General features: G+C 70.6%; 26 protein-coding genes, 1 tRNA gene and 1 riboswitch. Of the genes, 16 read left to right on the top strand and 11 right to left on the bottom strand.

Annotation, left to right across the window (positions count from 1 at the left end):
- The first annotated feature begins 247 nt into the window (after nt 1–247).
- Nucleotides 248–535, top strand: a complete 288-nt coding sequence (locus ACNAW0_RS23495; RefSeq protein ID WP_416290135.1) for a hypothetical protein — start codon at nt 248–250, stop codon at nt 533–535.
- 169 nt (nt 536–704) lie between these two features.
- On the opposite strand, the gene ACNAW0_RS23490 is transcribed toward ACNAW0_RS23495, so the two are convergent.
- The 3 genes from ACNAW0_RS23490 to ACNAW0_RS23480 all read right to left on the bottom strand — a co-directional run bounded on the left by ACNAW0_RS23490 (nt 705) and on the right by ACNAW0_RS23480 (nt 2,835).
- The gene (locus ACNAW0_RS23490; protein ID WP_416290134.1) at nt 705–1,280 is read right to left on the bottom strand and encodes a hypothetical protein; all 576 of its coding nucleotides are present in this window, start codon (nt 1,278–1,280) and stop codon (nt 705–707) included.
- 185 nt (nt 1,281–1,465) lie between these two features.
- Nucleotides 1,466–1,972 (bottom strand): nucleoside deaminase, encoded by a 507-nt coding sequence (locus ACNAW0_RS23485; protein WP_416290133.1) that lies wholly within the window; start codon nt 1,970–1,972, stop codon nt 1,466–1,468.
- A complete protein-coding gene (locus ACNAW0_RS23480) occupies nt 1,969–2,835 on the bottom strand; it encodes a GntR family transcriptional regulator (protein ID WP_416290132.1) in 867 nt (288 codons plus the stop codon). Before ACNAW0_RS23480 ends, ACNAW0_RS23485 begins: the two co-directional genes overlap by 4 nt.
- Before the next feature lie 140 nt (nt 2,836–2,975).
- On the opposite strand from ACNAW0_RS23480, the gene ACNAW0_RS23475 reads away from it, so the two are divergent.
- The 9 genes from ACNAW0_RS23475 to ACNAW0_RS23435 all read left to right on the top strand — a co-directional run bounded on the left by ACNAW0_RS23475 (nt 2,976) and on the right by ACNAW0_RS23435 (nt 9,981).
- Complete coding sequence (locus tag ACNAW0_RS23475) at nt 2,976–3,401, top strand: hypothetical protein (RefSeq protein WP_416290131.1); 426 nt, start codon at nt 2,976–2,978, stop codon at nt 3,399–3,401.
- 88 nt (nt 3,402–3,489) lie between these two features.
- Nucleotides 3,490–3,948, top strand: coding sequence for a hypothetical protein (locus tag ACNAW0_RS23470; RefSeq protein WP_416290129.1), 459 nt, complete (start codon nt 3,490–3,492; stop codon nt 3,946–3,948).
- 3 nt (nt 3,949–3,951) lie between these two features.
- Complete coding sequence (locus ACNAW0_RS23465) at nt 3,952–5,382, top strand: FtsK/SpoIIIE domain-containing protein (protein WP_416290128.1); 1,431 nt, start codon at nt 3,952–3,954, stop codon at nt 5,380–5,382.
- Nucleotides 5,379–6,032, top strand: coding sequence for a DUF2637 domain-containing protein (locus tag ACNAW0_RS23460; protein WP_416290127.1), 654 nt, complete (start codon nt 5,379–5,381; stop codon nt 6,030–6,032). The genes ACNAW0_RS23465 and ACNAW0_RS23460 overlap by 4 nt, the downstream gene beginning before the upstream one ends.
- Nucleotides 6,029–6,214, top strand: a complete 186-nt coding sequence (locus ACNAW0_RS23455; RefSeq protein ID WP_416290126.1) for a hypothetical protein — start codon at nt 6,029–6,031, stop codon at nt 6,212–6,214. Before ACNAW0_RS23460 ends, ACNAW0_RS23455 begins: the two co-directional genes overlap by 4 nt.
- A complete protein-coding gene (locus ACNAW0_RS23450; protein ID WP_416290125.1) occupies nt 6,211–6,852 on the top strand; it encodes a diguanylate cyclase in 642 nt (213 codons plus the stop codon). Before ACNAW0_RS23455 ends, ACNAW0_RS23450 begins: the two co-directional genes overlap by 4 nt.
- The gene (locus tag ACNAW0_RS23445; RefSeq protein WP_416290123.1) at nt 6,849–8,573 is read left to right on the top strand and encodes a replication initiator; all 1,725 of its coding nucleotides are present in this window, start codon (nt 6,849–6,851) and stop codon (nt 8,571–8,573) included. The genes ACNAW0_RS23450 and ACNAW0_RS23445 overlap by 4 nt, the downstream gene beginning before the upstream one ends.
- A 5-nt stretch (nt 8,574–8,578) precedes the next feature.
- Nucleotides 8,579–8,794, top strand: a complete 216-nt coding sequence (locus tag ACNAW0_RS23440) for an excisionase family DNA-binding protein (RefSeq protein ID WP_416290122.1) — start codon at nt 8,579–8,581, stop codon at nt 8,792–8,794.
- Nucleotides 8,794–9,981, top strand: coding sequence for a tyrosine-type recombinase/integrase (locus ACNAW0_RS23435; RefSeq protein WP_416290138.1), 1,188 nt, complete (start codon nt 8,794–8,796; stop codon nt 9,979–9,981). Before ACNAW0_RS23440 ends, ACNAW0_RS23435 begins: the two co-directional genes overlap by 1 nt.
- A gap of 89 nt (nt 9,982–10,070) precedes the next feature.
- Here the strand turns inward: ACNAW0_RS23435 and ACNAW0_RS23430 are convergent.
- Nucleotides 10,071–10,144, bottom strand: a tRNA-Gly gene (locus ACNAW0_RS23430).
- Nucleotides 10,145–10,390: 246 nt separating this feature from the next.
- On the opposite strand from ACNAW0_RS23430, the gene ACNAW0_RS23425 reads away from it, so the two are divergent.
- Complete coding sequence (locus ACNAW0_RS23425) at nt 10,391–11,374, top strand: zinc metalloprotease (protein WP_416290121.1); 984 nt, start codon at nt 10,391–10,393, stop codon at nt 11,372–11,374.
- A gap of 66 nt (nt 11,375–11,440) precedes the next feature.
- Here ACNAW0_RS23425 and ACNAW0_RS23420 read toward each other — a convergent pair whose 3' ends face one another.
- Entirely contained in the window at nt 11,441–11,986 is a 546-nt protein-coding gene (locus tag ACNAW0_RS23420; protein ID WP_416290120.1) for a pyridoxamine 5'-phosphate oxidase family protein, read from the bottom strand.
- A 78-nt stretch (nt 11,987–12,064) separates the two neighbouring features.
- Here ACNAW0_RS23420 and dcd point away from each other — a divergent pair, with 78 nt between their 5' ends.
- Nucleotides 12,065–12,643, top strand: coding sequence for a dCTP deaminase (gene dcd, locus ACNAW0_RS23415; RefSeq protein WP_416290119.1), 579 nt, complete (start codon nt 12,065–12,067; stop codon nt 12,641–12,643).
- Between the two features lie 71 nt (nt 12,644–12,714).
- On the opposite strand, the gene ACNAW0_RS23410 is transcribed toward dcd, so the two are convergent.
- Nucleotides 12,715–13,749 carry an NlpC/P60 family protein gene (locus ACNAW0_RS23410; protein ID WP_416290118.1) on the bottom strand — a complete coding sequence of 345 codons (1,035 nt, stop codon included), beginning with the start codon at nt 13,747–13,749 and terminating at the stop codon, nt 12,715–12,717.
- A 12-nt stretch (nt 13,750–13,761) separates the two neighbouring features.
- A riboswitch (cyclic di-AMP (ydaO/yuaA leader) is annotated at nt 13,762–13,899 on the bottom strand.
- A gap of 236 nt (nt 13,900–14,135) precedes the next feature.
- Between ACNAW0_RS23410 and ACNAW0_RS23405 the strand changes: the two genes are divergently transcribed.
- Entirely contained in the window at nt 14,136–16,181 is a 2,046-nt protein-coding gene (locus tag ACNAW0_RS23405) for an N-acetylmuramoyl-L-alanine amidase (RefSeq protein WP_416290117.1), read from the top strand.
- A 63-nt stretch (nt 16,182–16,244) separates the two neighbouring features.
- On the opposite strand, the gene ACNAW0_RS23400 is transcribed toward ACNAW0_RS23405, so the two are convergent.
- From ACNAW0_RS23400 to ACNAW0_RS23390, 3 genes are all read right to left on the bottom strand, one after another.
- Nucleotides 16,245–17,246, bottom strand: coding sequence for a C40 family peptidase (locus ACNAW0_RS23400; RefSeq protein WP_416290116.1), 1,002 nt, complete (start codon nt 17,244–17,246; stop codon nt 16,245–16,247).
- A 178-nt stretch (nt 17,247–17,424) separates the two neighbouring features.
- Complete coding sequence (locus tag ACNAW0_RS23395; protein ID WP_416290115.1) at nt 17,425–18,429, bottom strand: hemolysin family protein; 1,005 nt, start codon at nt 18,427–18,429, stop codon at nt 17,425–17,427.
- Entirely contained in the window at nt 18,422–19,726 is a 1,305-nt protein-coding gene (locus tag ACNAW0_RS23390) for a hemolysin family protein (protein ID WP_416290113.1), read from the bottom strand. Before ACNAW0_RS23390 ends, ACNAW0_RS23395 begins: the two co-directional genes overlap by 8 nt.
- Nucleotides 19,727–19,849: 123 nt before the next feature.
- Between ACNAW0_RS23390 and ACNAW0_RS23385 the strand changes: the two genes are divergently transcribed.
- Complete coding sequence (locus ACNAW0_RS23385; RefSeq protein ID WP_416290112.1) at nt 19,850–20,527, top strand: GOLPH3/VPS74 family protein; 678 nt, start codon at nt 19,850–19,852, stop codon at nt 20,525–20,527.
- 68 nt (nt 20,528–20,595) lie between these two features.
- Here ACNAW0_RS23385 and ACNAW0_RS23380 read toward each other — a convergent pair whose 3' ends face one another.
- The gene (locus ACNAW0_RS23380; protein ID WP_416290111.1) at nt 20,596–22,839 is read right to left on the bottom strand and encodes a heterodisulfide reductase-related iron-sulfur binding cluster; all 2,244 of its coding nucleotides are present in this window, start codon (nt 22,837–22,839) and stop codon (nt 20,596–20,598) included.
- Between the two features lie 262 nt (nt 22,840–23,101).
- A complete protein-coding gene (locus ACNAW0_RS23375) occupies nt 23,102–23,365 on the bottom strand; it encodes a cell division protein CrgA (protein WP_416290110.1) in 264 nt (87 codons plus the stop codon).
- Between the two features lie 230 nt (nt 23,366–23,595).
- Between ACNAW0_RS23375 and ACNAW0_RS23370 the strand changes: the two genes are divergently transcribed.
- Together ACNAW0_RS23370 and ACNAW0_RS23365 are read left to right on the top strand one after the other, a co-directional pair.
- Nucleotides 23,596–24,402 carry a DUF881 domain-containing protein gene (locus ACNAW0_RS23370; protein ID WP_416290109.1) on the top strand — a complete coding sequence of 269 codons (807 nt, stop codon included), beginning with the start codon at nt 23,596–23,598 and terminating at the stop codon, nt 24,400–24,402.
- Entirely contained in the window at nt 24,399–26,231 is a 1,833-nt protein-coding gene (locus tag ACNAW0_RS23365; protein ID WP_416290108.1) for a class E sortase, read from the top strand. Before ACNAW0_RS23370 ends, ACNAW0_RS23365 begins: the two co-directional genes overlap by 4 nt.

Raw genomic sequence — 26,231 nt, 5'->3', positions numbered from 1 at the left:
GTCCTCCGCCGTCCCGATGATCTGACGACAACCGCGGGCGCCCCACTCTGAGTAGGTGCCCTCATTTCGGCATGTCCGGGAGCTGGCCGGCGGAACTCGTCATGACGCTCCCGTAGCGAACGGATTGCGGCAGTTGCGGACGCGTGGCTCGGTGGCTGGGATTCGACCCGAGGGCCACCGACCGTTGCCGACGCGAGCGGTGGTTGGAGATCCTGTTGGCTTACGGGCACGGTTGGGAGGAGATCCGATGGCGATCGGGAGTGAGCAGCGCCGTCAGGAACGCAAACCTCGTATTGAGGCACTGTTCGCTTCCCGGGAGGTCGAGGCCGCGCTCGATTTGCTGCACCTCACGGACATGGCGTGGCACGACTGCTACGGCCCGCGCGAACTTGAGATACCCCCGCAGGTCCTCGACGACGTGCTGCTGCTAGCGCATGGCAATCTTGCGATGCTCATTCGCATCGCTCGGGAGGCCGTCCTGGACTTCCGCGACGTCCGGGTAGCCGCCGATCGCGAGCGTGCGAAAAGCCAGTAACAGTCTCTGAGCCGGGTTCCGCTCCGCCTGGGTGTGCGCAGATTTGGAACCGAGGCATCCTGTCATCGGCATGTCCGGGAGCTGGCCGGCGGAACTCGTCATGACGCTCCCGTAGCGCGCGGATTGCGGCATTAGCGGATGTTGAATGAAGACCCGTCGGGCCGGATCCTCAGGTCCATTGGAGCCTGCCGTCCTCGACGATCTCGGTCCGCGACGGGTCGTCGAGCTGGTCGGCGACGTCGTCGAGCATCGCCGCCGTTCCGGCCCATCCGGTTTCGAAGTACCCCTCGACCGCACCCCAATCCGTGATGCCGCCGTGGTGCGGACCATCGCGCAGGTCCACCATGAGCATGTCGCCGCCCAGAGACCAGCAGATCGGGACGGTGGCAGTACACAACCCTCGCAACCGCTGCCCGGCCACAGTGGCATGCGTCCCGCCCGGACCGCAGCAGTCCTGGTCGGAGTATCGCGAGAGTTCGGCGAACCGCTCGCGCACGTCGACCACCGGCAACGGCATGAAAACCGTGGGGATCGGGAACCCGGCCCGGTAGTCGGCGTCGGCGATGCCGTCCATCAGCCCCCACCACGCGAGCAGTTCTTCCGGCAACGCATGTCCGACCGCCTCCTCGGTGCGGCGGACCTCAGCCGCGGCTGCCGGTGGGCGGATCGCCGCTGCGGTCACCGGCGCGTGTTGCGCCAGCCAGGTGGTGATACGCCGCCATGATTCGTCGACCCGCATGTTCACCCGGCGCACCTTACCCAGTCCGGAACGTCGGCAGGTACCGGTTCGACGCCCTGTAATCGGCATGTGAGTGCGCCCACGGCCGCGCAGGTGCCACCGGCTGTAACCAGGACGGCTGAGTAACCAAGGCCGGCTGTCGTGCATGTGCCGGGACGAATCCGTCAAGCATGTGATGGGACTAATGGCCTTCAGAACTTGGGCTCGACCGGCGAGGGCAGCATGCCGGCCCACTTGCGCAGTACGTCGACGGCCTGCTCCCGGAGGGCTCCTTCGGCGACCTCTTCACGCAGTGACCGGCGCTCGGCCGGTTGGGCGACCTCGCGGTAGAGCTGGAGGTCTTCGAAGCCGTAGGTGGCTACGTCGTGGCTGCTGGCTCCGAAGATCAGGCGGGGGATGCGCGCCCAGTAGCAGGCCATGAGGCACATGGGGCAGGGCTCGCTGCTGGCGTACATGACGGCGTCTTCGAACAGGTGCCGCCCTAGCTTGCTGCCGGCGTTGCGCAGGGCCATGACCTCGGCGTGTGCGGTTGGGTCTCGCAGCTCGACAACGCTGCTGGTGCCTTCACCGACGATCGCTCCCGATATGACGACGATGGCACCGAACGGGGTCTTCCCCTCGTCTTCCAGCGCGCGCCGCGAAATTTCGATTGCCCTTGCGAGGAACAGTTCATCCTGCGCGTCTAGTTGTGAGGTCACGATCTTCCTCCTTGCTGCCCTGGCCGCCTGCTGCCGTTTGATGTGCGCTTGGGCCAGGGCTTGAGTGGGGTGACGAACCGCAGTTCGGTCCGGTCGGCTGGGTACTCGGCGTCTGAGATTTCGACGATTCTCTCGTCGGCGTCCAGGGAGATGCGTCGGCAGAAGATGAGGGGTACGCCGTCGGGCAGGCCCCAGAGTTGGGCTTCGGCCGTGGTGGGCATCCGGGCTGTTACTTCGTCAATCATGGTCATGATCTCGACGCCGACCGTCGAGAGCTGGTGTTGAGTTCCTCCCGGCCACGGCTCCTTGGCCTCATCGAGCAGCGCAGGGTTTGAGCTGACGAGCGCAACCGGCATGTAGGAGACGCTTGATGAGAGGAGTAGGCCGGTAGTCCGGTCGGTCGAGTCGTAGCGTCGCCGTAGCACCAGGTCTGTCGGCTCGATTCGGAACAGGTCAGCCAAGTCCGTTCCCGCCTCCACTTGGTCGTAGCGGGACCGGAACTCCTGCTCGCTGATCTGCATGTTGAGGTTGGTCTCGGCCTCGCCAACGACCGCGCGCTCGGCCTCGGGGCGGGCGGCAAGGTCCTTCTCGACCTGGTGACGCTCGGACGAGCGGATCACCTTCCGGGGTGGAACGCGGACCACGGGCGCCTTGCCGCGTCCGCTGCTGATGAGGCCTTGAGCCTTCAGTAAAGCGATCGCCGCACGGGCGGATCCGACTGAACACGACCACCGCTCTGCCAACTCGGCCAACGTCGGCAGCGAGTCTCCCGGCGTCAGCTCGCCGCGCTCGATCTGCATGCGGATGTCGTCAGCGATCCGCAGCTGGATCGGCGGCGGGACGACTGTTGGACGTGGCTCCATGCATCCATCCTCGCAGGTTTGTCAGCAAACTTCTTGCGCTCCGTCGATTCATGCCCTAACGTCGATTGCATGTTTGCTAGCGAACTAGCAAACCCAATGTCCGATCCGGCAGACGTCCGGCGACAACAGGAGGCAGGGGCATGGCTGTCCCGAACACGATCAAGGTTCCGGTTCCGTTCGACTACGTGTTCCCGCACGGTGCGCTGTGCCTGGGTGTGGAGCCGGTGACGGACTTCGACAAGCGCGGCCAGGGTGATGACCAGGCCCGCGACAAGGACACGGGCGAGCGCCTGTGGGTGGTCAAGGTCCTGGACCTGGACCCGGAGGCCGGCAAGTTCGGCGGGTCGAAGGAAGTCAAGGTGAAGATCGCCGCGCCGGTGCAGCCGGTGCCGCCGGCGTCGAAGATCCCGGGTTACCCGCCGGCGGTGGAGTTCACCGACGTGACGCTGACGCCGTACGTGGACTCGCAGCGGTGCAAGGGCTCGGGGAAGTGCCGGGCGCGTCAGGCGTGGTCGATCCGCGCCGGTGCCATGACCGAAGCCGCCGCGATCAAGCAGGCGGCCTGACCAGATTCGGATGCGCGGGGCGGGCCTACTCCGCCAAGACCAAGCTCGCCCCGCGCTTCACCTCTTCTCCTTGGAAAGGAGTGGGTTGATGCCCACGCTAGCTGACGCTGCCCGTATCGCTGGGAACCCGCGCCTCGCCCCCCGCCGTCGCACTCACCGCCGCACCGTGATGCGCCTCGCCGCCCCTGGCATCCGGGCCGTCCGCGAGGTTTACACCACCGTCCCGGCCGACGCTGTTCGTGTCGCCGCGCTGGTGGAGATCTCCGCCGCCGCCGCAGCTTTGGCCCGGACGGTGGTGAAGCTGCGCCACCTCGACCCCGATCTGATCGCCCCGCACGTCTCCGATCGCGTCGACCTGCGCGCCGTGCTCGGCCGGGGTCGGTGGTTGCCGACCATGACCCGTCACGTCCCGGCCCCGGAGTCGGGGCCGGTCGACCTGGCCACGCTGATGCCGGCCCGGATGCCAGTTCGCCGTCGCGTGGTCCGCCGTCGTCCCGGCTCGCCGGGGCAGGCATCGCTGTTCGCCGCCGCCGTGGGGGAGGGCTGACCGATGCCCCTGGTCAACGTGATCCGGGGGGAGCGGATCGACTCGGCCCCGATCAACGTCCGTACCCCGTTCGTCCGTATCCCGATGTGGCTGGCCCTGACCTGGTGGACCCTCAAGGGCCTCGCCCGCCTGGCCGTCCTCGTGGTGCGCTTCTGGTACGTCACCGCTCCGGCGGTGTTCTTCGGCTGGCTGCATCTGCGGTTCGGCTGGGCTGGCCCGGTCGGGTTCGTCGCCTCCCTTGCTGCTGTCGTCGCCGGCTGGGCCTTCGGTCACCGGCCATCGTTTCTGCGCTTCGCCTGGTGGCCGGTGCTGGCCCAGTACCGGTCGATCGTCTACCGCCAGCGCTGGCACGCCGCGATGGCCACCGCCAAACTCGCGGTCCCGTTCGACCGACACACCGTCCTGCCCGTCCTGCGCCGCGTCCGCTGCGGTGCCGGCGTCGACGTGGTGACGGTGCGGATGGTCACCGGCCAGATCCCCGACGACTTCGCCCGCGTCGCCGAGAGGTTGGCCCACACCTTCGGTGTCCGCCAGGTCAAGGCCACCCCCAGCAGCCGGCCCGATGTGGTGCTGCTGCACCTGTTCCGCGGTGACCCCCTCGCCAAGCTCGTCCGCCCCCTGCCCGTACCGGCAGTGCCGGAGTTCACCGCCCTGCCCGTGGGCCGGCGGGAAGACGGCGACGGCTACGACCTACGCCTGTTCGGCACTCAAGTCCTGGTCGTGGGCGCCACCGGCTCCGGCAAGGGCTCCGTGATCTGGTCCGTGGTCCGGTCCCTCGCCGCCGGGGTCACCTCCGGCCTCGTGCAGATCTGGGGCCTGGACCCCAAGGGCGGCATGGAACTCGGCATGGGCGCGCCGATGTTCGCCCGGTTCGCCTGCAAGGACTACGCGGCCATGTGTGAGCTGATCGAGGAAGCCGCCACCGTCGCCAAGGACCGCGCCAGCAACCTTTACGGCCGCACCCGCCAGCACACGCCAACACCCGACGAGCCGCTGATCGTCCTGGTCATCGATGAGCTGGCGAACCTGACCGCCTACCTCACCGACCGGCAGTTGAAGGACCGGATCAAGGCGGCCCTGTCGATCCTGCTGTCCCAGGGCCGCGCCGTCGGCGTCCACGTCGTCGCTGCCATCCAGGACCCCCGCAAGGAGGTGCTGCCGTTCCGGGACCTGTTCCCCACCCGCATCGGCCTCCGACTGGCCGAAGCCGCCCAAGTCGACCTGGTCCTCGGGGAGGGGATGCGCGATCGGGGAGCGCTGTGCGACCGCATCCCGCAGTCCCTGCCGGGTGTCGGGTTCGTGGCCATCGACGGCGACCCCACCCCGATGCGGGTCCGCTTCTCCTACCTGACCGACGACGAGATCCGCGACATGGCCCACACCTACGGCCGACTCCGCGTCATCGACGGCGAAGTCCTCGGAGGTGCCGCATGAAACCCCACCCCACCCACACCCCCGCCGACCGCATCGAGGGCCTGGTCCTCGTCGTCATCCTCCTGGCCGTGGCCGGGTTCGCCGGGGCCGCGTCGTTCACCCACGTCAAAAACTGGACCCTCGACAACAGCCCGCCCGGCACCGGGGCATGGTTCGGCTGGGCCAACGCCGTCATCAGTGAATTGGTCCCGGTCGCCGCCCTGCTGACCATCCGCCGCCGACGCCGTACGGGCGGGCCGATCGGCTACCCGATGTTCCTACTCGTCGCCGCCGTTGCTCTGTCCCTGTCCGCGCAGCTCGCCGTGGCCAAACCCGGCCTGACCGGCTCGCTCCTGTCCGCCGTCCCCGCCCTGGCCTTCATGGGCCTGTCCAAACTCATCCTCGGCACCGCCCCGGCCCCGGCCGACGAACCGGCCCCGGCTGCCGCGCCGACCCCGCCGGCCGTCACCCCGCCGGCCCGGCCGATCGAGCCGCCCGCCCGGCCCGTCGAGCCGCCGCCGGCCGCCACCGCGCCGGAACCGGTCGCCCCGGTCCCGGTCGAGCCGGCCCCGGCTCCGGCTCCGGTCGTCCCGGCTCCGGTCGTGCCGGTGCCATCGGCCGCGTTCGTCCGCCGCAACGGCACCCCGCTGACCCGGGAGGTGACCCGATGAGCGACGCCGACAGCCGCGGTCGCGTCTACGCCGAAACCCTCGGCCGTATCGGGGCCATCGTCGCCGCCGACATGGACAACGTCCTGCCCGACCCGCAGCAGCGGATCGCACGGGTCCGCGCCGCCTTGGCCGACATGCAAACCCGCCTCACCACCATCGCCAGCGAGGAGGCCACCCGATGACCGAGCACCTGTTCTCTGGCCTGTTCCTGGTCGGCGGGCTCGTCCTGTTCTGCTGGGACCAGTACCGGCTCTCCGCCGCCCGGTATGAACTGGCCGCCCTTCAACGCGCCGCGCTGCGCGACCCGCTGACCGGGCTGGCGAACCGGGCCGGCCTCGCCGCCGGCTGGGAACAACTCACCCCGTCTCGCCCGTGGGTGGCCGTGGTCGACCTGGACGGCTTCAAGCCGGTCAACGACACCCACGGCCACGCCGCCGGCGACATCGTGTTGACCGCTGTCGCTCACCGGCTCCGCACCGTCCACGGTGTCGCCGCCCGCCTCGGCGGGGATGAGTTCGCCGCACTCATCCTTGACCCCGACCCGGTCCACGCGGTCCGCCAGCTGGCCGCCGCGATCGCCACACCGGTCCGGCTGCCCTCCGGTGCTGTCGTGTCGGTGGCCGCCAGCATCGGCCTCGCCCCCGCCAGTCCCACTGGCCTTGCCGCCACCCTCGCCGCCGGTGATGCCGCGATGTACCGGGCCAAGAGCACCCGGGCCGGTATCGCGATGTTCGACCCCCGCCGGGACGACCACGCGACCGTCGACCCGCGCCCCGTCGTCCGGGTCCGCGACCTCCCCGCCGTGGAGGTGGGCCGATGACGATCGCCCCGACGCTGCCCGGCCTCGACCCCGCCACCCCCGTGGAGCCCAGGCCGGGCTCCCGGGCCGCCCGGATGCTCATGCCCCGCTCCGTTGACGTCGTCAAGGACCTGGCCGGCGACTACGGCGTCTGCACCCGCCCCGTCAGCCTCCGCCGCACCGACCTGGACTCCGGGCTGACCGAGGTCATCGACATGCCCTGCGGCGCCACCCAGGAAGCCAAGTGCCCGGCCTGCGCCACCCGTGCCCGCCGGCTACGACAGCAGCAAATCCGCGAGGGCTGGCACCGTACCGACGAACCCGACCCCGGCCCCCAACCCGCCACCGACGCGCAACGCGGCCTGATCGTCGCCCGCGCGCATCTCGAGTTCGCCCGCGACGAAGCCGCCCGCGCGTCGCAGTGGGATCAGGTCACGGACCTAGACGACGCGATCGGGGAACTGGAAGCCCAGATCACCACCGAAGGACTCCGAGGCCGCCCCGCACCCCCACACGCCACCGACGACCAGGACGACAGCGACGGCAAGCGCCGCGTCCGCTCCACCAAGCGGCGGCAAGATGCCCCGGACCTGCCCCGCCTGCCCGTCGACAACCGCACCGTCGGGCGGACCTACGAAGGGCATGGCGGGCAGGTGTTCCGGCCGTCGATGTTCCTGACCCTCACCCTCGGCTCCTACGGCCGCGTGCACTCCGACGGCACCCCGGTCGACCCCGACGCCTACGACTACCGGCGGGCCGCCTGGGACGCGGTGCACTTCCCTCGGCTGCTGGACCGGTTCTGGCAGAACCTGCGCCGTGCCGTGGGCTGGAACGTCCAATACGCGGGCGCGGTCGAACCGCAGCGCCGGCTTGCCCCTCACGCGCACTTCGCCATACGCGGCACCATCCCCCGCGCCCTCGTCCGGCAGGTCGCCGCCGCGACCTACCACCAGGTGTGGTGGCCACCGGTCGACCAGCTGGTCTACGAGCCGGGGAGGGCGCCGCAGTGGGACGCCGACGCGGGCGGCTACACCGACCCGGACACCGGTCGGCTGCTGCCATCGTGGGATGACGCCCTGGACCTGGTCGACGCCGACCCCGACGCCGAACCCGTGCACGTCGTCCGCTTCGGCGTCCAGGTCGACGCCAAAGGCGTCCTCGCCGGCACCAAGGACGCAGACCGGTGCGTCGGCTACATCACCAAGTACCTGACCAAGCAGGCTGCCGGCTGCCACGACGTGACCACGGGCCGGCAGCGTGCTCACTTGGAACGGCTATGGCAGGAGTTGCGGCACACGCCGTGTTCGGAGCGGTGCGCCAACTGGCTGCTCTACGGCGTGCAGCCCAAGAAGGCCCGACCGGGTCTCAAGCCGGGCAACTGCAAGAACAAGGTCCACAAGCGGGAAACCCTCGGCATCGGCGGCCGGCGCGTCCTCATCTCCCGGCAGTGGTCCGGGAAGACCCTGACCGACCACCGGGCCGACCGGCGCGAGTGGGTCAAGGCGCTGCTCGGCGTCACCACCGATGCCGATACCGCTCCGGCCGGCTCCGACACCGTCCGGCACGCCTGGGAACTTGCCCGGCCAACCGACCCGGACGTGCCGCCACTCGGGCACCGGGTCCTACGCGCGATCTCCGAACGCATCCAATGGCGGGCGCAACTCGATGCTGCGAGACGTGCTGCGCTCCCGCCTGATGTTTCGGCAACTGACTGCACGACGACGGGAAGCGGGGAGGTATGACGGCGGTGGATGAGGTGCTGACGGTGGGGGAAGCCGCGGCGCGGATGAAGATGAGCGCTCGCTACGTGCGGCGGCTGGTCGCGCAGCGGCGGATCGCCTTCCACAAGGTGGGGCGTAGCGTGCGCCTCAAGGCGTCGGACGTTGATGCGCATGTCGACGCGGGCAGGGTGGAACCGTTCACCGTGTCTGAGGTGTGGACCGGCCTGCGGAGCGTGGCGTGATGGCGGCGCGTCGGCGTTTCGGCAGCATCCGTAAGCGTGAGTCGGGCCGGTATCAGGTGCGTTACCCGGGACCGGATGGGCGCGAGCGGACCGCCCCGGACACCTTCACCCGTAAGTCGGATGCCGACCGCTACCTGTCGATGGTGGAAGCGCAGATGACGCGCGGGGAGTGGATCGACCCTGAGCGGGCGCGGGTCACGCTGGCCGACTACGCGGAGCGGTGGATCGGGCAACGCCCTGGGCTGCGTCCTCGGACGGTGGGGCTGTACCGGTGGCTGCTCGGCAAGCACATCACGCCGTACCTGGGCGGGGTGGAGCTGAGCCGGTTGGATACGCCGATGATCCGCGAGTGGCGGGTGAAACTGCTCGGCAACGGCGTCTCGGAGACGATGGCCGCCAAGGCGTACCGACTGCTGCGGGCTGTGCTGATGACGGCGGTCAACGAGGACGAGCTCTTACGCAAGAACCCGTGCCGGATCCCGGGCGCGGACCAGGAGAAGCCGGCGGAGCGACCCGTGCTCACGCTCGCCCAGGTGCTCAAGCTCGCGAAGCTGGTAGACGAGCGGTACTGCGCCCTGGTCCTGGTGACCACGTTCGCCTGCCTGCGGTGGGGTGAGGTGTCCGCGCTGCAACGGCAGGACGTCGATGCCGACGCCGGGGTGGTCCGCGTTCGGCAGGCGTTCACGGAGGTGCGTGGCGTCGGGATGGTCCTTGGTCCACCGAAGTCGCGTGCTGGTCGGCGTGCCGTGTCGGTGCCGGCGGCGATCCTGCCGGCGCTGCGTGAGCACCTGGCGGCGTTCGTCGACGACAACCCGGAAGCGTTGGTGTTCACCACGCCGTCGGGCCGGCCGATCTGGCGCGGCAACCTGAACAAGGTCATCGGCTGGTCGTCGGCGGTCGGCGAGCTCGGCGTGCCGGGTCTGCACTTCCATGATCTGCGGCACACGGGTAACACGATCGCGGCGCGGACGGGCGCGAGCACCCGGGAACTGATGGCCCGGATGGGTCACGACTCGCCCCAGGCGGCCATGATCTACCAGCACGCCACCTCAGAGGCGGATCGGGCCATCGCCCAGGCGGTGAGCGACGCTGTGAAGGCCGAGCGCAAGAAGGCCAAGAAGTCGGCGGCCGGCCCCTCGGACAAGGCCAAGGGCAAGGGCAAGAAGGCCGGTAAGAAGCGTGGCTAGTGGCCCGTGGATGGCCCATCGGGCGCTGGTGGCTCGTGGAACATCGAAGGCCCTGACCGGGACTGGTGTCCTGATCAGGGCCTTTCGTGTGGAGCGGGTGACGGGAATCGAACCCGCACTGTCAGCTTGGGAAGCTGATGTTCTGCCATTGAACTACACCCGCAGGCGGCACCACTGTACCTGAGATCACCGCCGCCATGCACCCAGGTACCCCCAGCGAGCCTTCCGGCCCCGCGAAACCACCTCGACAAGATCTTGGAACCGCCCCGTGCGCTCGGGGTCAGGAAGAAGTTTCCCGACCGCAACATATGGACGTTTTCAAATCAGTCGATGAGCTGTAGCGTCACCCCCACGTTGCCAGCCACGGCGTGACACACCCCCGGTCGCGCCGCCAGAAAGAGGTGGGCCCATGGGACTCCGTCCCAACCTGCTGATCCGGCGTACCGCCGGCGTCGCGTCGACGACCCTTGCGCTGCTGCTCAGCGCCGCCGCGGTCGGCGTCGTCCCGGCCGCTTCAGCCCTCTCCGCCGCCCCGGCGGGAGGCTGCGTCGCGCCGGCCGACCTCCACTCGAACGCCCGGGTGAAGGCCGGAGCGCACGTCCGGCACGACCCGAACGAGCTGACCGCCGCGCAGGTGCGGGAGCGCGAGGCGGATCTCGCCGCCGCGCTGGCCGAGCGGTCCAGGTTCCGCCTCGGGGCCGGGGCCGCGCCCCTGGCGACCGTGACCATCCCGGTCGTCGTGCACGTCATCCAGCGGGACAGCACCCGGGCGGGCGGCAACATCCCGGACTCGATGATCACCCAGCAGATCAGCGTGCTGAACCAGGCCTACAGCGGTGCCACCGGCGGCGCCGCGACCGCCTTCGGGTTCCAACTTCAGAAGATCAACCGGGTCACCAACCCGTCCTGGTACCCGATCGTCTCGGGCTCCTCCGCGGAGCGGTCCATGAAGACGACGCTGCGCGAGGGCGGCAAGAACACGTTGAACATGTACCTGGGTGAGCTGAGCGACAACCTGCTCGGCTGGGCGACCTTCCCGAAGAAGACGCTGGACAAGATGGACGGCGTGGTCGCGCTGAACGAGTCGCTGCCGGGCGGCACCGTGACCAACTACAACCTGGGCGACACGGGGACCCACGAGATCGGCCACTGGCTGAACCTCTACCACACCTTCCAGGGCGGTTGCTCGGGCCAGGGCGACGGCGTCTCCGACACCCCGGCCGAGGCGTCACCGGCCTACCAGTGCCCGACCGGGCGGGACACCTGCACCGCGCCCGGCCTGGACCCGATCCACAACTTCATGGACTACACCTACGACTCGTGCATGTACGAGTTCACCCCCGGACAGGCCAGCCGGATGCTGACCGCGTGGAACGCCTACCGCGCGGCGTAGCAGCCCAGCACGGCACGCCGGTGCCGGTCCCGTTCCACGACGGGGCCGGCGCCGGCTCTTGCGGGCTCAGGCGGCCGGCCGGCGGGTGTCGAACCCATGGCGACCACGTCGGGCCTCGGGTGCGACGGCGGCCCGGCGGGTCGGGCCGGTCGCCTGCGGGTCGAGCCAGACCCGCACCTGCGGCCGGCTCACGCCAAGGTAGGTCGTCTGGTCGCGCCGGGTCAGCATCGCCACGTCGACGGTGAACTCGAACAGCCGCCAGTCGACCTGCGGCGCGGCCCGACCGAGCGCGGCCACCTGGGCCACGATGGCCGGGTCGGTCACCGGACGGGCGCGGCCCGCGACGTACGCCTCGTCGTCGCTCTCCTCGGCTGGGAACGAGTGCAGCGCGTAGCGGCCGTCCCGTTCGAGGTCGCGGCGCTTGGGCGAGTCGATGACGAAGCAGTAGAGCCCTCCGTCGGTGATGACCGGGGAGACCGGGTGGACCCGGGGACCGCCGTCGGCGCGGACCGTGGCGAGGTAGCCGAAACCCGGCCCGTACTGCTGCAGGAGAAGGCGGATCTCGTCGGCGAGGCGGGGCTCGTCGGCGGCGAATTCGGACCAGGAAGCCATGCGGACATTCTATCGAACAAGTGTACGAGCGCGCAGTCCGACACGCAGGTCGCCCGTACCGGTCGCTATGGTGTTGCGATGCTGCTATCCGACCGCGACCTGGCCTCCGAGATCGAGGCGGGCACGCTCGCGCTGGAGCCCTTCGAGCCCGCGCTGGTGCAGCCATCCAGCATCGACGTACGCCTGGACCGGCTCTTCCGGGTCTTCAACAACCACCTCTACACGCACATCGACCCGGCGTCGCGGCAGGACGACCTGACCTCGACGGTCGAGGTGCCCGAGGGGGAGCCGTTCGTGCTGCACCCGGGCGAGTTCGTGCTCGCCTCGACGCTCGAGGTGATCTCGCTGGGCGACCAGCTCGCCGCACGCCTCGAGGGCAAGTCGAGCCTGGGCCGGCTCGGGCTGCTCACCCACTCGACCGCCGGTTTCATCGACCCGGGCTTCTCCGGGCACGTCACGCTGGAGCTCTCCAACGTGGCGAACCTGCCGATCACCCTCTGGCCGGGCATGAAGATCGGCCAGCTCTGCATCTTCCGGCTCTCGTCGCCGGCCGAGCACCCGTACGGCTCCGCGGTCTACGGCTCGCGCTACCAGGGGCAGCGCGGCCCGACCCCGAGCCGCTCCTGGCAGAACTGGCGGATCTGGCCGACCCGTTGACCGGCCGGCCCGGTGTTAACAGGGGCCCCTTCCTCTACCGCAGGCGTTAACAGGGGGCCCCTGCTTTCACCTCAGCCGGGGCGGCCGTAGCTGTTGATCTGGCCGTCGTCGACGCGTTTCATCGTGATCGGCTTGCCCGACTGGGAGGCGTGCACCACCCAGCCGTTACCGACGTACATGGCGACGTGGTGCAGGTCGCTGTAGTAGAAGACCAGGTCGCCGGGGCGCAGCTCGCTGCGGCTCACCCGCCGGGTGACGTTGTGCTGCTGCCGGGCGTTGTGCGGCAGCGAGGAGCCGGCCCTGTCCCAGGCCGCCATCGTCAGGCCGGAGCAGTCGTAGTGGTCCGGACCGGCGGCGCCCCAGACGTAGATCTTGCCGATCTGGGCGCAGGCGAACTTGACCGCGACCCCGGCGGGGCCACCCGGGTAGCCGGCGGGGCAGGGCGCCGGGCGCAGCGGGCCGCCACCGCCGTTGCCGTACACCTTGAGCCGCAGCTTCTGCAGCCGGGCGATCTCGGCGTCGATCTGCTTCTTCTTGGCCGCGAGCTGGGCCTCGGTCCGGGCCAGCTGGGCGATCATGTTGTCCAGCGGCTTCTTCTTCGCGGCCAACCGGTCGCGCAGGTCGGCCACGGCCTGCACCTGCCGCTGCTGGCGGTGCGCGAAGCGGTCGAGCAGTTCCAGGCTGTCGACCAGCTGGCCGGGCGACTTGCTGCCCAGCAGCGCGTTGACGGTGGAGATGTTGTCGCCCTTGTACGCGTTGACGGCGAGGCCGCCGACCTGCCCGAGGGCCTGATCGACCTTGGCCTGCAACGGGGCGATCTGCTTGGCCAGCGCGGCGGCCTTCTTGCGCTTGGCGGCGAGGTCCTCGCGGGTGGCGTTGACCTGTTCGATGATCGGTTCGAGCTTGTTCCAGTCCTGGTCGATCTGGCGCTCGATCTCGGCGACCGTCGGGTCGGCGTGGGCCGCCGTGGCGCCGCCGGTCAGGACGACGACGGTGCCGACCAGGGCCGCGAGGGTGGTGGTGAAGCGGGACCAGCGTGGACGCGGCGCAGCCGCCGACCGGTCGACCGACCGGACCGACGGTGGCCGCGGGGCATGGTTTGCCACCGGGCTCCGTACTCCTTCTTTCCCGACCGCCTACCGGGTTAGCTGACGGGTTCGGGCGGGAAGGGAGCCGCCCTACCGCACCGCGGTGCGGATTCACCCCAGGTACCTGGGTCCCCGGTTCGCACGGAGGCGACTCGGCGGTGTCCGACCGTCACCACCCGGGCTGGACGGTGAAGCTACCGGCCGACGAGTGAACAGAGTAGAGATCGCCGTTATCAATCCGCAACCCGAGACGCCGTGACACTCCGTACGCAAATTCTCGGCCACGACCGCCGAGGGTGAAGATTTCTTTCGGACTGCATCGTTATCTGGAAAGGTATTGACCGGACGCCATGCGCGGAGCAAGGGTGAGGAAGCAGTGACCCCCATCCCGATCTGGAGGTTTGATGCACCTCACAGCCCTGCCATCGCGCAGACGGATACTGCTGGCCGCCGCCGTCGCGGCGGCCACCGCTATCGCGACCACCGGTCCCACCGCGGCGGCGCCCCTCGCCGCCGGGACCACCGACAGCCCCGACCGCCAGCAGCAGTACGCCGCCGCGGCAGCGGAGTACGGCGTGCCGCAGAACGTGCTGCTCGGCGTCTCTTACCTGGAATCCCGCTGGGACACCCACCCAGGCCAGCCCAGCACCAGCGGCGGCTACGGCCCGATGCACCTCACCGACGCCGAGCAGGTCGCCTCGACCCCGTCCAGCGCGCACGTGGACGAGAACGAGGACCCGCGCGGCGACGAGTCCCGGCCGCTCAACCTTGACCTGACCGCCGCCGCCGAGCCGTCCGGGGACACCCTGCCCCAGGCTTCGCTGCAGACCCTCGACGCGGCCGCCAACCTGACCGGCGAGTCGAAGGAGACGCTGCGCGACGACGCGGCGGCCAACATCCGCGGCGGGGCGGCGCTGCTGGCGTCGTACCAGCAGCAGCTGGGTGGGCCGGTCGGTGCCGGCAGCGACCCGGCGGCCTGGTACGGCGCGGTGGCCCGGTATTCCGGCGCGGACACCGAGGACGCCGCGGCGGCCTTCGCCGACGAGGTGTACGACCAGATCAGCCAGGGCGCCAGCCGGACCACCGACGACGGCCAGCAGGTGACCCTCGCCGCCACGACGGTGAAACCGGACCAGTCCGGGCTGCACCAGCTCGGGCTGCGCCGCGCCGAGCGGCCGGACGGCCTGGAGTGCCCGGTCCGCCTCGCCTGCGAGTGGATCCCCGCGCCGTACGGGGAGTACTACATCCCGAAGACCAAAACCTGGGACTACGGCAACTACGACATCGGCAACCGGCCGGCCCAGCAGAAGCTCGAGTACATCATCATCCACGACACCGAGGGCTACTTCGGCCCCAGCCTGGGCCAGGTTCAGGACGTGACCTACCTGGGCTGGCACTACACGCTGCGGTCGGTGGACGGGTACGTCGCGCAGCACATCAAGGCGAAAAACGTCGGCTGGCACGCCGGCAACTGGTACGTCAACGCCAAGTCCATCGGCATCGAGCACGAGGGCTTCGCCGGCCACGGCACCTGGTACACCGAGGCGCTGTACCGGGCCTCCGCCAAGCTGGTCCGACACCTGGCGCTGCGGTTCCAGATCCCGCTGGACCGGCAGCACATCCTCGGCCACGACAACGTCCCCGGCATCGCCCCCGCGAACGTCGGCCCGATGCACTGGGACCCGGGCCCGTACTGGAACTGGTCGCACTACTTCGACCTGCTGAAGGCGCCGTTCCACTCGACCGGCACGCCGCACACCGGCCTGGTCACCATCGACCCGGACTACGCGAACAACAAGCCGGCCTTCTACGGCTGCAACCGGCAGCCGCCGGGCGTCCCGAAGCCGCCGCCGGACCCCGAGCCCTGCCCGCTGCGCGGCTCCTCCTCGGTCATCCTGCGCGCCGCCCCGAGCCCGACCGCACCGTTGGTCAACGACCTGGGGCTGAACGACAAGGGCACACCGAACACCATGTACATCTCCGACCACGGCGCCCGCGCCTCGGCCGGTCAGACGTACGCCATCGCCGAAATCCAGGGCGACTGGACGGCGATCTGGTACCTCGGCCAGAAGGCTTGGTTCTACAACCCGGCCTCGGCGCCGGCGGCGAAGTGGGCCAACGGCTTCGTGGTGACCCCCAAGCCCGGAAAGGCCACCATCCCGGTGTACGGGCGGGCCTACCCGGAGCGGGCCGCCTACCCGTCCACCATTCCCTTCCAGGGCATCGCTCCGCTGCAGTACACGTTCAAGGCCGGCCAGCGGTACGCGGTCGGCGGCGTCCTGCCGAGCGAGTACTACCGGGCCGTCTCCTTCGACGGCTCGTCGCCGGATGACCGCACGGTCGTCCGCGGCCAGCTCCAGTACGTGCAGGTCCAGTTCGGCCACCGGGTGATGTACGTCAACCTCGACGACGTGCAGATCCAGCCGGCGGCGGAGAACGCGCCCCGCTGATCCGGGACGAAACGAAGGCCCCCGGTCCGTGCGGACCGGGGGCCTTCGTGGTGGTCGGGAGGATCAGGTGACGCGGCGGAAGCCGGCGACCGGCATGTAGCTGAGCGAACCCACCTGGACCGGTTTGCCGGTCCGTGGCGCGTGCACCATGATGCCGTTGCCGAGGTAGAGGCCGACGTGGTGCAGGTCGCTGAAGAAGAAGACCAGGTCACCGGGGCGAGCATCGCTGCGGGACACGGCCCTGCCCTCCCGCCACTGCGCGCCGGTGAAGTGGGTGAGGGAGATGCCCGCCGCCTTGTAGGCGTACTGGGTGAGGCCGGAGCAGTCGAACGCGTTCGGGCCGGTGGCGCCCCACACGTACGGGTCACCGACCTGGGCGCAGGCCGTCTTGATGGCGGTCCGCGCCGCGTTGCTCACCACGCCGTCGATGGCCGGGCAGCCCGCCGGGCGGATCGAGGTCACCGGCAGCATCGCGGTCAGCCGCTTGATCTCGGCGTCGATGTGCTTCTTCTTGGCCGCCAGCTCGTCGCGCTGCTTGATCTGGGTGGCGATCAGCGCGTCCAGCTTCTTCTTCTGCGCGTTGTACTTGTCGCGGACGGCGAGCACGCCCGCGATCTGCTTGTGCTGCTGCTTGGCCAGCCGGTCCAGGATGACGAGCTGCTCGGCGAGGGTGCCCGGCTCGGTGCTCACCAGCAGGGCGCCGATGTCCTGCGCCGGGCCCGTCATGTAGTAGCGGGAGGCGATGTCGCCGACCTTGTTCATCGCCAGGGTCGACTCCAGCTCCAGCGGCACCATCTTCTTCTCAAGGTCCGCCGACTTCTTCTTGTTGGCCTTGAGCTGGGCGCGGACCTTGTTGTAGCTCTCGATGGTGGGCTCGAGCTGTTCCCACTGCTTGTCGATCTGTTGATCGATCTCGTCCACCGACGGCGAAGCGTGCGCCGGAGCCGCCAACAGCCCGGCACCGACCGCGACGGCCGCGACCAGGGTGAGGAGACGACGTACGACCCGGCGCGCTCCGATCGGTCGGAGGGAGAGCTGGCTCGAGGCGTGACGATCAGGAGGCATGGTTGCCACCGGCACGGACTCCTTTGCAACCGACCGCCGGGCGCCTCGTGAGGGGGAAGGTCGAGGCAGACGACCGCAGCGGCCGGTGCACCACATTAGGGAAGGCGACCGGGTGGAATCAAGGCGAGCTCTTGCTCAATCACTTCTACGCAACCGCTTGCACACCAAGGGTGTTCATTCAGCTGCCAACTATTGCCGTCAATACGTCATCAAGGGTCACCACGCCCAGGGGTCGACGGCCGTCGCTCACCAGGACCATGTGCCGTCGCTCCCGGCGCATCGAGAGCAGCAGGTCGGCCAGCGTACGGTCGGGCGGCACGACCGCCAGCGGCCGGTAGACCTCGGCGGGCACCGGCGTCCGGCGGCTGGCGCCCGAGTACCCGAGCACGTCCTTCACGTGGACGAAGCCGAGGACCCGCCGGGTGGACCGCTGCACCACGGGAAAGCGCGACCGGCCGGTGCGGGTCGCCAGCACCTCCAGCGAGGCCGGTGAGACGTCCTCGGCCACGGTGGTGACCGTCGACCAGGGCTGCAGCGCGTCCGCCGCGGTACGGCTGTGCAGAGCCAGCGCGCCGGTGATCCGGGCGTGCTCCTCGGCGTCCAGCAGCCCCTCGGTACGCGCCTGGGAGACCAGGCCGGCCAACTCCTCCGCCGTGAACACGGTCTTCACCGCGTCCGTCGCCTCGACCCGCCACAGCCGCAGCACCTGCCGGGCCGACCACTTCATGGCCAGCAGCAGCGGCTTGGTGGCCAGGCAGAACGCCAGCATGGCCGGGCCGAGCCAGAGCGCCGACGGCTCCGGGCCGGCCAGGGTGATGTTCTTCGGCACCATCTCGCCGACCACGGTGTGCAGGAACACCACCACACCCAGGGCGATCACGAACGCCACCGGGTGCACCGCGGAGGCCGGCAGGCCGAGCGCCACGAACGGCGTCTCCAGCAGGTGGGCCAGCGCCGGCTCGGCGATCGCGCCGAGGCCGAGTGAGCACACCGTGATGCCGAGCTGCGCCCCGGCGATCATCAGGGGGATCTGGTTCATCGCCGACAGCGCCCACTTGGCGCGTTTCGAGGACGGGGCGAGCGGCTCGATCACCGTACGCCGGGAGGCGATCAGGGCGAACTCGCTGCCTACGAAGAAGGCGTTGCCGAGCAGCAACAGGACCGCGACCAGCAGGCTAGCCATCGTCGTCGAGCTCCTCGGGGCGGACCACCCGGACCTGCTCGATCCGGTGCCGCTCGACCTCGACGACGGTGAACTCGTACCCGCTCTCCTCGACCGTCTCGCCGGCGACGGGGATGCGCCCGAGCCGGGCCATCAGGAAGCCGGCCAGGGTCTCGTACGGCCCCTCGGGCAGCCGGAAGCCGGTCTGCTCGGCCAACTCGTCCTCGCGCAGCACGCCGTCCACCAGGACGGTGCGCTCGCCGCCCGGCACGGTCAGCTCGACCGGCCCGAGGTCGGCCACCGCGTCCGGGTCGAACTCGTCGGCGATCTCGCCGACCAGCTCCTCGACCAGGTCCTCCACGGTGACCACGCCGTCGGTGCCGCCGTACTCGTCGACCACGACGGCCAGGTCCGCGTCGGCCGCCTTCAGGGCCGCGAGCACGCCGTCGAGGTCGAGGCTCTCCGGGACGTACACCGGTTCGCGGGCGACCGCGGCGACGGTCGTCGCCGCCCGCCGCGCCAGCGGTACGCCGAGCGCGTCCGGCACCCCGGCGACCCCGGTGACCAGGTCCAGCGTCTCCTCGTAGACGGGAAACCGGGTACGGCCGGTCTGCCGGGACAGGTCCAGCAGCTCGGCGACCGTGGCGGTGGCCCGCAGCGCGATCACGTCCACCCGGGGAGTCATCGCCTCGGCGGCCCGCTTGTCGCCGAAGCGGATGGTGCGGCGCAGCAGCATCGCGGTGTCAGGCGGCAGCGCGCCCGCGCGGGCCGAGATCGCGGCCAGCAGGCCCAGCTCCTCGGGGGACCGGGCGCTCGCCAGTTCCTCCTGCGGCTCCACGCCGAGCCGGCGGACCAGCCGGTTCGCCGAGTTGTTCAGCAACCGGATCAGCCAGCCGAACGCCCGGGAGAAGGCCCGCATCAGGCCGGTGGTGCCGAGCGCGGCCGGCATCGGCCGGGCCAGCGCCAGGTTCTTGGGCACCAACTCGCCGAAGAGCATCGAGATCAGCGTGGCCAGGGCCAGGGCGAGCAGCCCGCCGAACCGGTCCGCGCCGACCGGGCGCAGCAGCGGGGCGAAGAGGCGGGCCAGGGCCGGCTCGGCGAGATAGCCGGTGAGCAGCGCGGTGATGGTGATGCCGAGCTGGGCACCGGAGAGCTGGAAGGAGAGTTCACGCAGCGCCCGGCGTACGGTGACAGCCCGGACGTCCCCTTCGCCGGCCCGCCGGTCGATCTCCGCGCGGTCCACGGTGACCAGGGCGAACTCGGCCGCGACGAAGAACGCGTTGCCGGCGGTCAGCAGGACGAAGCCGACGAGGGGCAACAGCGTGGTGACCAGCAGGGCATCGATGATCGTCTCACCTCGGAGGGGATTCTCCCACGGGTGCGCCCAGGGTACGAGCGCGGGCGAGCCGGAGGGTGGCCCGGCGGGACTACGGTGGCGGCCATGAACGCGTTCACCCTCGCCGACGAGCTGGTGCTCCTCGCCTACGACGACGCCGGCGCCAACCGGCTGGGCCGTCCGCACCTGGACTACGGGCTCGCCGGGGCGGTGCTGCTCGAGCTGGCCCTCGCCGGCCGGGCCGAGGTGGTGGACAGCCGGCTGACGGTCGTCGACCCCACCCCACTCGGGCACCCGGTGCTGGACAAGGCCCTGGCCCGGATCGGCGCGGAGCAGAAGCGCCGCAAACCGAAGGACTGGATCAGCCGGCTGGCCAAGCAACTGCCCGACCGGGTGCTCGCCGGGCTGGTCGAGGCCGGGGTGCTCCGGCGGGAGTCGGACCGGGTGCTCGGGCTCTTCCCGCGTACCCGGTATCCCTCACCCACGGGCGCGGAGCCGCCGCCGGAGACGGAGGCCCGGGGGCGGATGCATGCCGCGGTCGCCACCGGCGGCCCGGTCGACGCGCGGACCGGCGCGCTGATCGCCCTGGTCCGGGCGGTCGGGCTGGACGGGAAGCTCTTCCGGGACCTGCCGAAGGACCGGGTCAAGGCCCGGCTGGCCGAGATCGGGGCCGGCGACTGGGCATCCGCCGCGACGAAGAAGGCGATCGAGGAGACCCAGGCGGCGATCATGGTGGCCATCACCGCCGCCATCATCGCCACCACCGCCGCCTCCGCTTCCTGACCACGACGGCGGTGGCACCCGCCCAGGTGCCACCGCCGTCGTGGTGCAAGCCGGTCCCGGCGTACGCCTCAGCCGGCGACCGGCTCGGCCGCCTTGTCCCCGGCCGTGGCCTCCGGCTTGACCGAGCGGAGCAGCACGCTGGCCACGTCGACGACCTCGACCTGCTCGCCGGCGCCCTTGCCGTTGACCCCGTCGTTGAGCATCGTCGAGCAGAACGGGCAGCCGACCGCGATGGTCTTCGCCCCGGTGGACATGGCCTCCTCGACCCGGTCCACGTTGATCCGCTTGCCGATCCTCTCCTCCATCCACATCCGGGCACCGCCGGCGCCGCAGCAGAAGGAGCGCTCGCTGTTCCGCGGCATCTCGATCAGGCCGCTGTCGCGGCCTGCATCGGAAGCGCCGGCTGCGCCACCCTGGCCGCCGCCGAGGGCGGCGCCCAAAACCTCGCGCGGCGGGGTGAAGACCCGGTTGTGGCGGCCCAGGTAGCAGGGGTCGTGGTAGGTCAGGTCGCCGTCCACCGGCTGCACGGGGGTCAGCTTGCCGGTGGCGACCAGGTGGGCCAGGAGCTGGGTGTGGTGTACCACCTCGAACTCGCCGCCGAGCTGGCCGTACTCGTTGCCGAGGGTGTTGAAGCAGTGCGGGCAGGTGGCCACGATCTTGCGCTTGCTCTGCTCCCGGCCCTCGAACGCCTCGTTCAGCGTCTCGACGTTCTGCTGGGCCAACATCTGGAAGACGAACTCGTTGCCGATCCGGCGGGCCGGGTCACCGGTGCAGGTCTCGCCCTCGCCGAGGATGGCGAACTTGACGCCTGCCTCGTTGAGCAGCGTGGCGACCGCGCGGGTGGTCTTCTTGGCCCGATCCTCGAACGCGCCGGCGCAGCCGACCCAGAACAGGTACTCGAAGTCCTCGACCTCGCCGACCCGGGGCACCTCGAAGCCGAGGCCCTTGGTCCAGTCCTCCCGGGTGTTCTGCGGCGCGCCCCACGGGTTGCCCTTGTTCTCCAGGTTGCGCAGCATGACGCCGGCCTCGGAAGGGAAGCTCGACTCGATCAGCACCTGGTAGCGGCGCATGTCGACGATGTGGTCGACGTGCTCGATGTCCACCGGGCACTGCTCGACGCAGGCGCCGCAGGTGGTGCAGGACCAGAGCACATCCGGGTCGATGACGCCGCCCTCGGCGGCGGTGCCGATCAGCGGCCGGTCGGCCTCGGCCAGGGCCAGCACGTCGACGTTCGCGAGTTGCTCCTCGGTGCCCTTCTCCTCGCCGGTCAGGTCCTTGCCGCCGCCGGCCAGCAGGTACGGAGCCTTGGCGTACGCGTGGTCGCGCAGGCTCAGCACGAGCAGCTTCGGCGACAGCGGCTTGCCGGTGTTCCAGGCCGGGCACTGCGACTGGCAGCGGCCGCACTCGGTGCAGGTGCTGAAGTCCAGCAGGCCCTTCCAGGTGAACTGCTCGACCTGGGCGACGCCGAACTGGTCCTTCTCCGGGTCGGCCTCCTCGAAGTCGAGCGGCTTGCCGTCGCTCATCATCGGCCGCAGCGGGCCGAGGCCGGAGCCGGCCGGCTTCTCCGGGTCGCGCTTGAAGAAGATGTTGGGGAACGCCAGGAAGCGGTGCCAGGCGACGCCCATGGTCACGTTCAGCGAGATCACGATGAGCCAGGTCATCGAGATGACGATCTTGATGAGCGCGGCGACGCTGACGCCGGCCGCCCAGGCCGGGAGCGCCTCGCCGAGGGCGTGGCTGAGCGGGGTGGCCCAGACCGGGTACTCGAAGTGGTCGGTGGCGACCTTGAAGCCCCGGATCAGGAAGCCGAAGATCAGGACCAGCAGCACGACCCACTCGACGAAGTAGCCCTGCCACATGGTGGAGCCGGTGAACCGGGACCGGCCGCCGGGCCGGGCCGGCCGGTTGCGCAGCCGGATCGCCATCAGCACCAGGATGCCGACCAGGCCGAGGACGCCGATGATCTCGGTGGCCAGGCCGAAGACCGTCCAGCGCCCGATGATCGGCAGCCCGCCGCCCGGCGTGACCACCTCGAAGTACGCCTCGAGCACCAGCAGCGACAGCACGATGAACGCGACCATCACGAACCAGTGCGCGGCGCCCACCACGCCCCACTTGAGCATGCGGGTGTGACCGGCGGTCTCCGCCAGCATCTTCTTCGTGCGGGCACCCTTGTCGGCGAACCGCTCCGGCATCGGTTGCCCGAGCCGGATGAATGCCAGCATCTGCATGACCGCGCGTACCGCAAGCCCCACCGCCACGGCGGTGATGGCGGCCGCGAGGATCGTGGTGACGATCTGGACGCTGCCCATCGAGTTGGCCTCCCGGTCTGCTGCCTGGTCGAGCGGCTCGGCGACCGGGTTCAGGGAGCGGCCGGCGTTCCGCCGCTACCGCCACCCCGCCCCGACCGGCCGATGACCTCGCTCCGCTCGGTCATGCAGTGCAGCCTACGCGCAACGTTACTCAACAGTAACGTGACACGTCTCGCATCCGGCCACGCCGCCCTGCCGACACCTTAGGTGGACGCGGCGTGGCCCGGCGAGCAGGGCGCTCCAGGCGTGACGTACGACCTGATCAGCGCCAGCGGGAGAGCAGGATCAGCGAGGCGACCATCGCACCGAAGCCCACCGCGAGGTTCCAGTAACCCCACGACATGACCGGGTACGCCTGCTCGGACAGGTAGTACACCACCAACCAGCCGATACCGACGACGATCAGCGAGACGGCGGTGATCGGCAGCCAGACCGGGCTGGGCTTGCGCGTCGCCGCTGTGGCCGTCGGACGCACGTCCGTCGGGGGGGTGTACACCTTCTTCTTGCGGACCTGAGACTTGGGCACGACGCTCTCCAGAGGGGGGTACGACCTCGTCCGGCCTGACAACCGGGCGCGAGGGCGACGGTCCATGGCCAATAATGTTCGACAGCTAGCGTAGTCCGGACTGACCGTCCTAGCCACGAATGGGGTCAGGCCGGTGCACGGAGTGACCGAAAAGAGGGGACTTTTCGGGCCGAACACACCGGTTCGCGTCGCCGCGGGCCGGAAACGAGACGACGGGAAGGGAACGCCCGGTGGAGTACACGTCCGGCGCCGCCTCCTGGCGGAAGGTCCTGCGGCGGGCGGTCGGCGTTCTGCTGCCCCGCCGGCCACGACAGCGCCGCCCCGGGTGGTCGGTCGGCGTACCCCTGATCGCCGCCGCGGCCGGACTGCTCTTCACCACGACCGCGACCACAGCCGGCGGCACCCCGCTGCGCGAGGACCGCCGACCCCAGCTCACCCAACTGATCGAGGACCGGCGCGAGCAGGTCGCGGCGAGCGAGGCGAAGGCCGCCCGACTGCGTGCCGAGGTCGAGGAGCAGACCGCCGCCCTGGCCGACACCGACGGCCCGATCAGCGCGCAGCGGCACCGCGCCGCAGCCAGCCGGCAGGCCGCCGGCTTCACCGCACTCACCGGCACCGGGGTCATCGTCGAGCTGAACGACGCGGCCCGGCGGGCCGACCAGCCCTTGCCCAAAGGTGCCAGCAACGACGACCTGGTCGTCCATCAGGGCGACGTCCAGGCGGTCGTGAACGCGCTCTGGGCGGGTGGGGCCGAGGCCATGTCAATCATGAACGTCCGCGTGCTTAGCACCAGCGCGGTACGCTGCGTCGGAAACACCCTGCTGCTACACGGCCGGGTGTACTCCCCTCCATTCAAGATCGTGGCAATCGGTGACCCCGCCGCCCTCCAGCGGGCGCTCGCCGCCTCCGAGGGAGTCCGGGTGTTCAGGGAAGCGGCCGACCACTACCAGCTCGGTTACAGGGAGACCGTCTCGACGGTCACCGTGCCGGCATTCGAGGACTCGACGGCTCTCCAGTCCGCGAAGGTGCTTCGATGAAGCCGGACGAGCCCTGGGAGCGGCACGGCCGCCACCACGACCACAGCGACGAAGCCACCGCCTTCAACCCGCCGGTCGAGCGCCCATCTCCGGCCCCGCCCCGGCCGAAGCTCGACCTGCCCTGGCCGGACTCGGCCCCGCACGGCCCGTCTGAGGCCCGCCCGGCCACGCCCCCACCACCGGCCCCGCCCCCACCACCAGCCACCGGCCAGGCGCCCTCGTTCCCGGCCCCGCCGCCATGGCCGGGCAGCCCGGCGCGCCCGGCTGGCAGCGCCGCTTCGGCGGAACAGCCCCGCCGGTGGCCGGCGGAGGCCCCCGGCCCACGCGTCGGCGCGCCCGGCGAGCGGTTCGACCGCAGCCCGGAGACGGCCCGCCCGGCATACGACCACCGCCCGGGCGCATACGACCGCCGCGCGGAGCAAGCCGGCCCAGGATCCGACCACCACCCAGGCGCATACGACCGCCGTGCCGAGCCACCCGGCCCAGGACCCGACCACCACCCAGGCGCATACGACCGCCGCCCCGAGCCACCCGGCCCAGGACCCGACCGATCCGACCGCCGCCCGGGCACGGCCGGGCCGGCATACGGCCAGCATCGGGAACCGGCCGGGCCGGGTGTCGCCCCGGAGGTGCCCGGCCGTCGGGTCGCCGGCGGGCCGACCGGCGGGCCCACCGGCGGTCCGACCGGCACGGTACGGCCAGCCGCTCCGGGTGACGCGCCGACCGCGTTCATCTCCCCGGTGGGCGACCGGCCGGATCGTCGCGCCGCGGGGCACCCCGCCGAGGGCCGCGGTGCCCACCCGGCCGATGGTCGCGCCGCCGGTGCTCGGGGAGCCGGCACGCCGGCTGCCGGCGTACCCCGGGCGACGCGCCCGGCCGACGGCGGCCCGGCCCGGCCGGGGTCGACCGGCGGCCCGGCGGACCCGGCGGCGACGGCCCTGATCCCGGCCGTCACCCGCCGCCCGGCGAACAACCCGGCCCTGGACTCGACCGCGCTGATGGGTGCCGTGCCCCCGATGCGGGACGCCGGCGACGGGTCCGAGGCTCCGGCCGAGCCACCACCTCCCCGACGCGGCGAACGGGTGGTACAACTCCGCCCCGAGCAGACCGGCGAGGGCTACAAGAGCGTCTACTCCGAGCTGACCCGGCCCACCGTCGGCTCCCGGCTGCGTACGGTCGTACGGGCCACCGGCGAGGTGCTGATCACCTTCGGCCTGGTGTTGCTGCTCTTCACCGGATACGAGATCTGGGGCAAGACGGTCATCGTCGACGCCCACCAGAACGACCTGAACGGCCAACTCGCCCAGGAGTGGGAAGGCACCGACCCGACGGTCGGCCCGACCACCGCCCCCACCACAAAGCCCAAGCCACCGGCGGAGGGCAAGCCCGTCGCCGGGCTCTACATCCCCAAGTTCGACAAGCACTGGGTCGTGGTCGAGGGGGTCGCCCCGGCCGACATCCGGTACGCCCCGGGCCACTACCCGAAGAGCGCCATGCCGGGCGAGGTGGGCAACTTCGCGGTGGCCGGGCACCGCATCCGGGCCACCTTCTGGCGGCTGGACGAGCTGCGCTCCGGTGACAACATCGTGGTCGAGTCCCAGACCGAGTGGTTCATCTACAAGGTCTACCAGCAGCGGATCGTCAAGCCGACCCAGGTCTCGGTCGTGGCGCCGGTGCCCGGTGAGCCGGGCGCGAAGCCGACCGAGAAGGTGCTCACGCTGACCACCTGCAACCCCAAGTTCGACAACTACCAGCGGCTGATCATCCATGCCCGGCTCGACCACGTCCAGCCCAAGTCCGCGGGCCGCCCGGCCGAGTTGGAGAGCTGA

This window comes from Micromonospora sp. SL1-18, assembly GCF_047921505.1.
In the GTDB taxonomy this organism is placed as follows: Bacteria; Actinomycetota; Actinomycetes; order Mycobacteriales; family Micromonosporaceae; genus Micromonospora.
The sequence above is the reverse complement of the archived record's forward strand: the minus strand, read 5'-3'. Positions and strand labels throughout refer to the sequence as shown.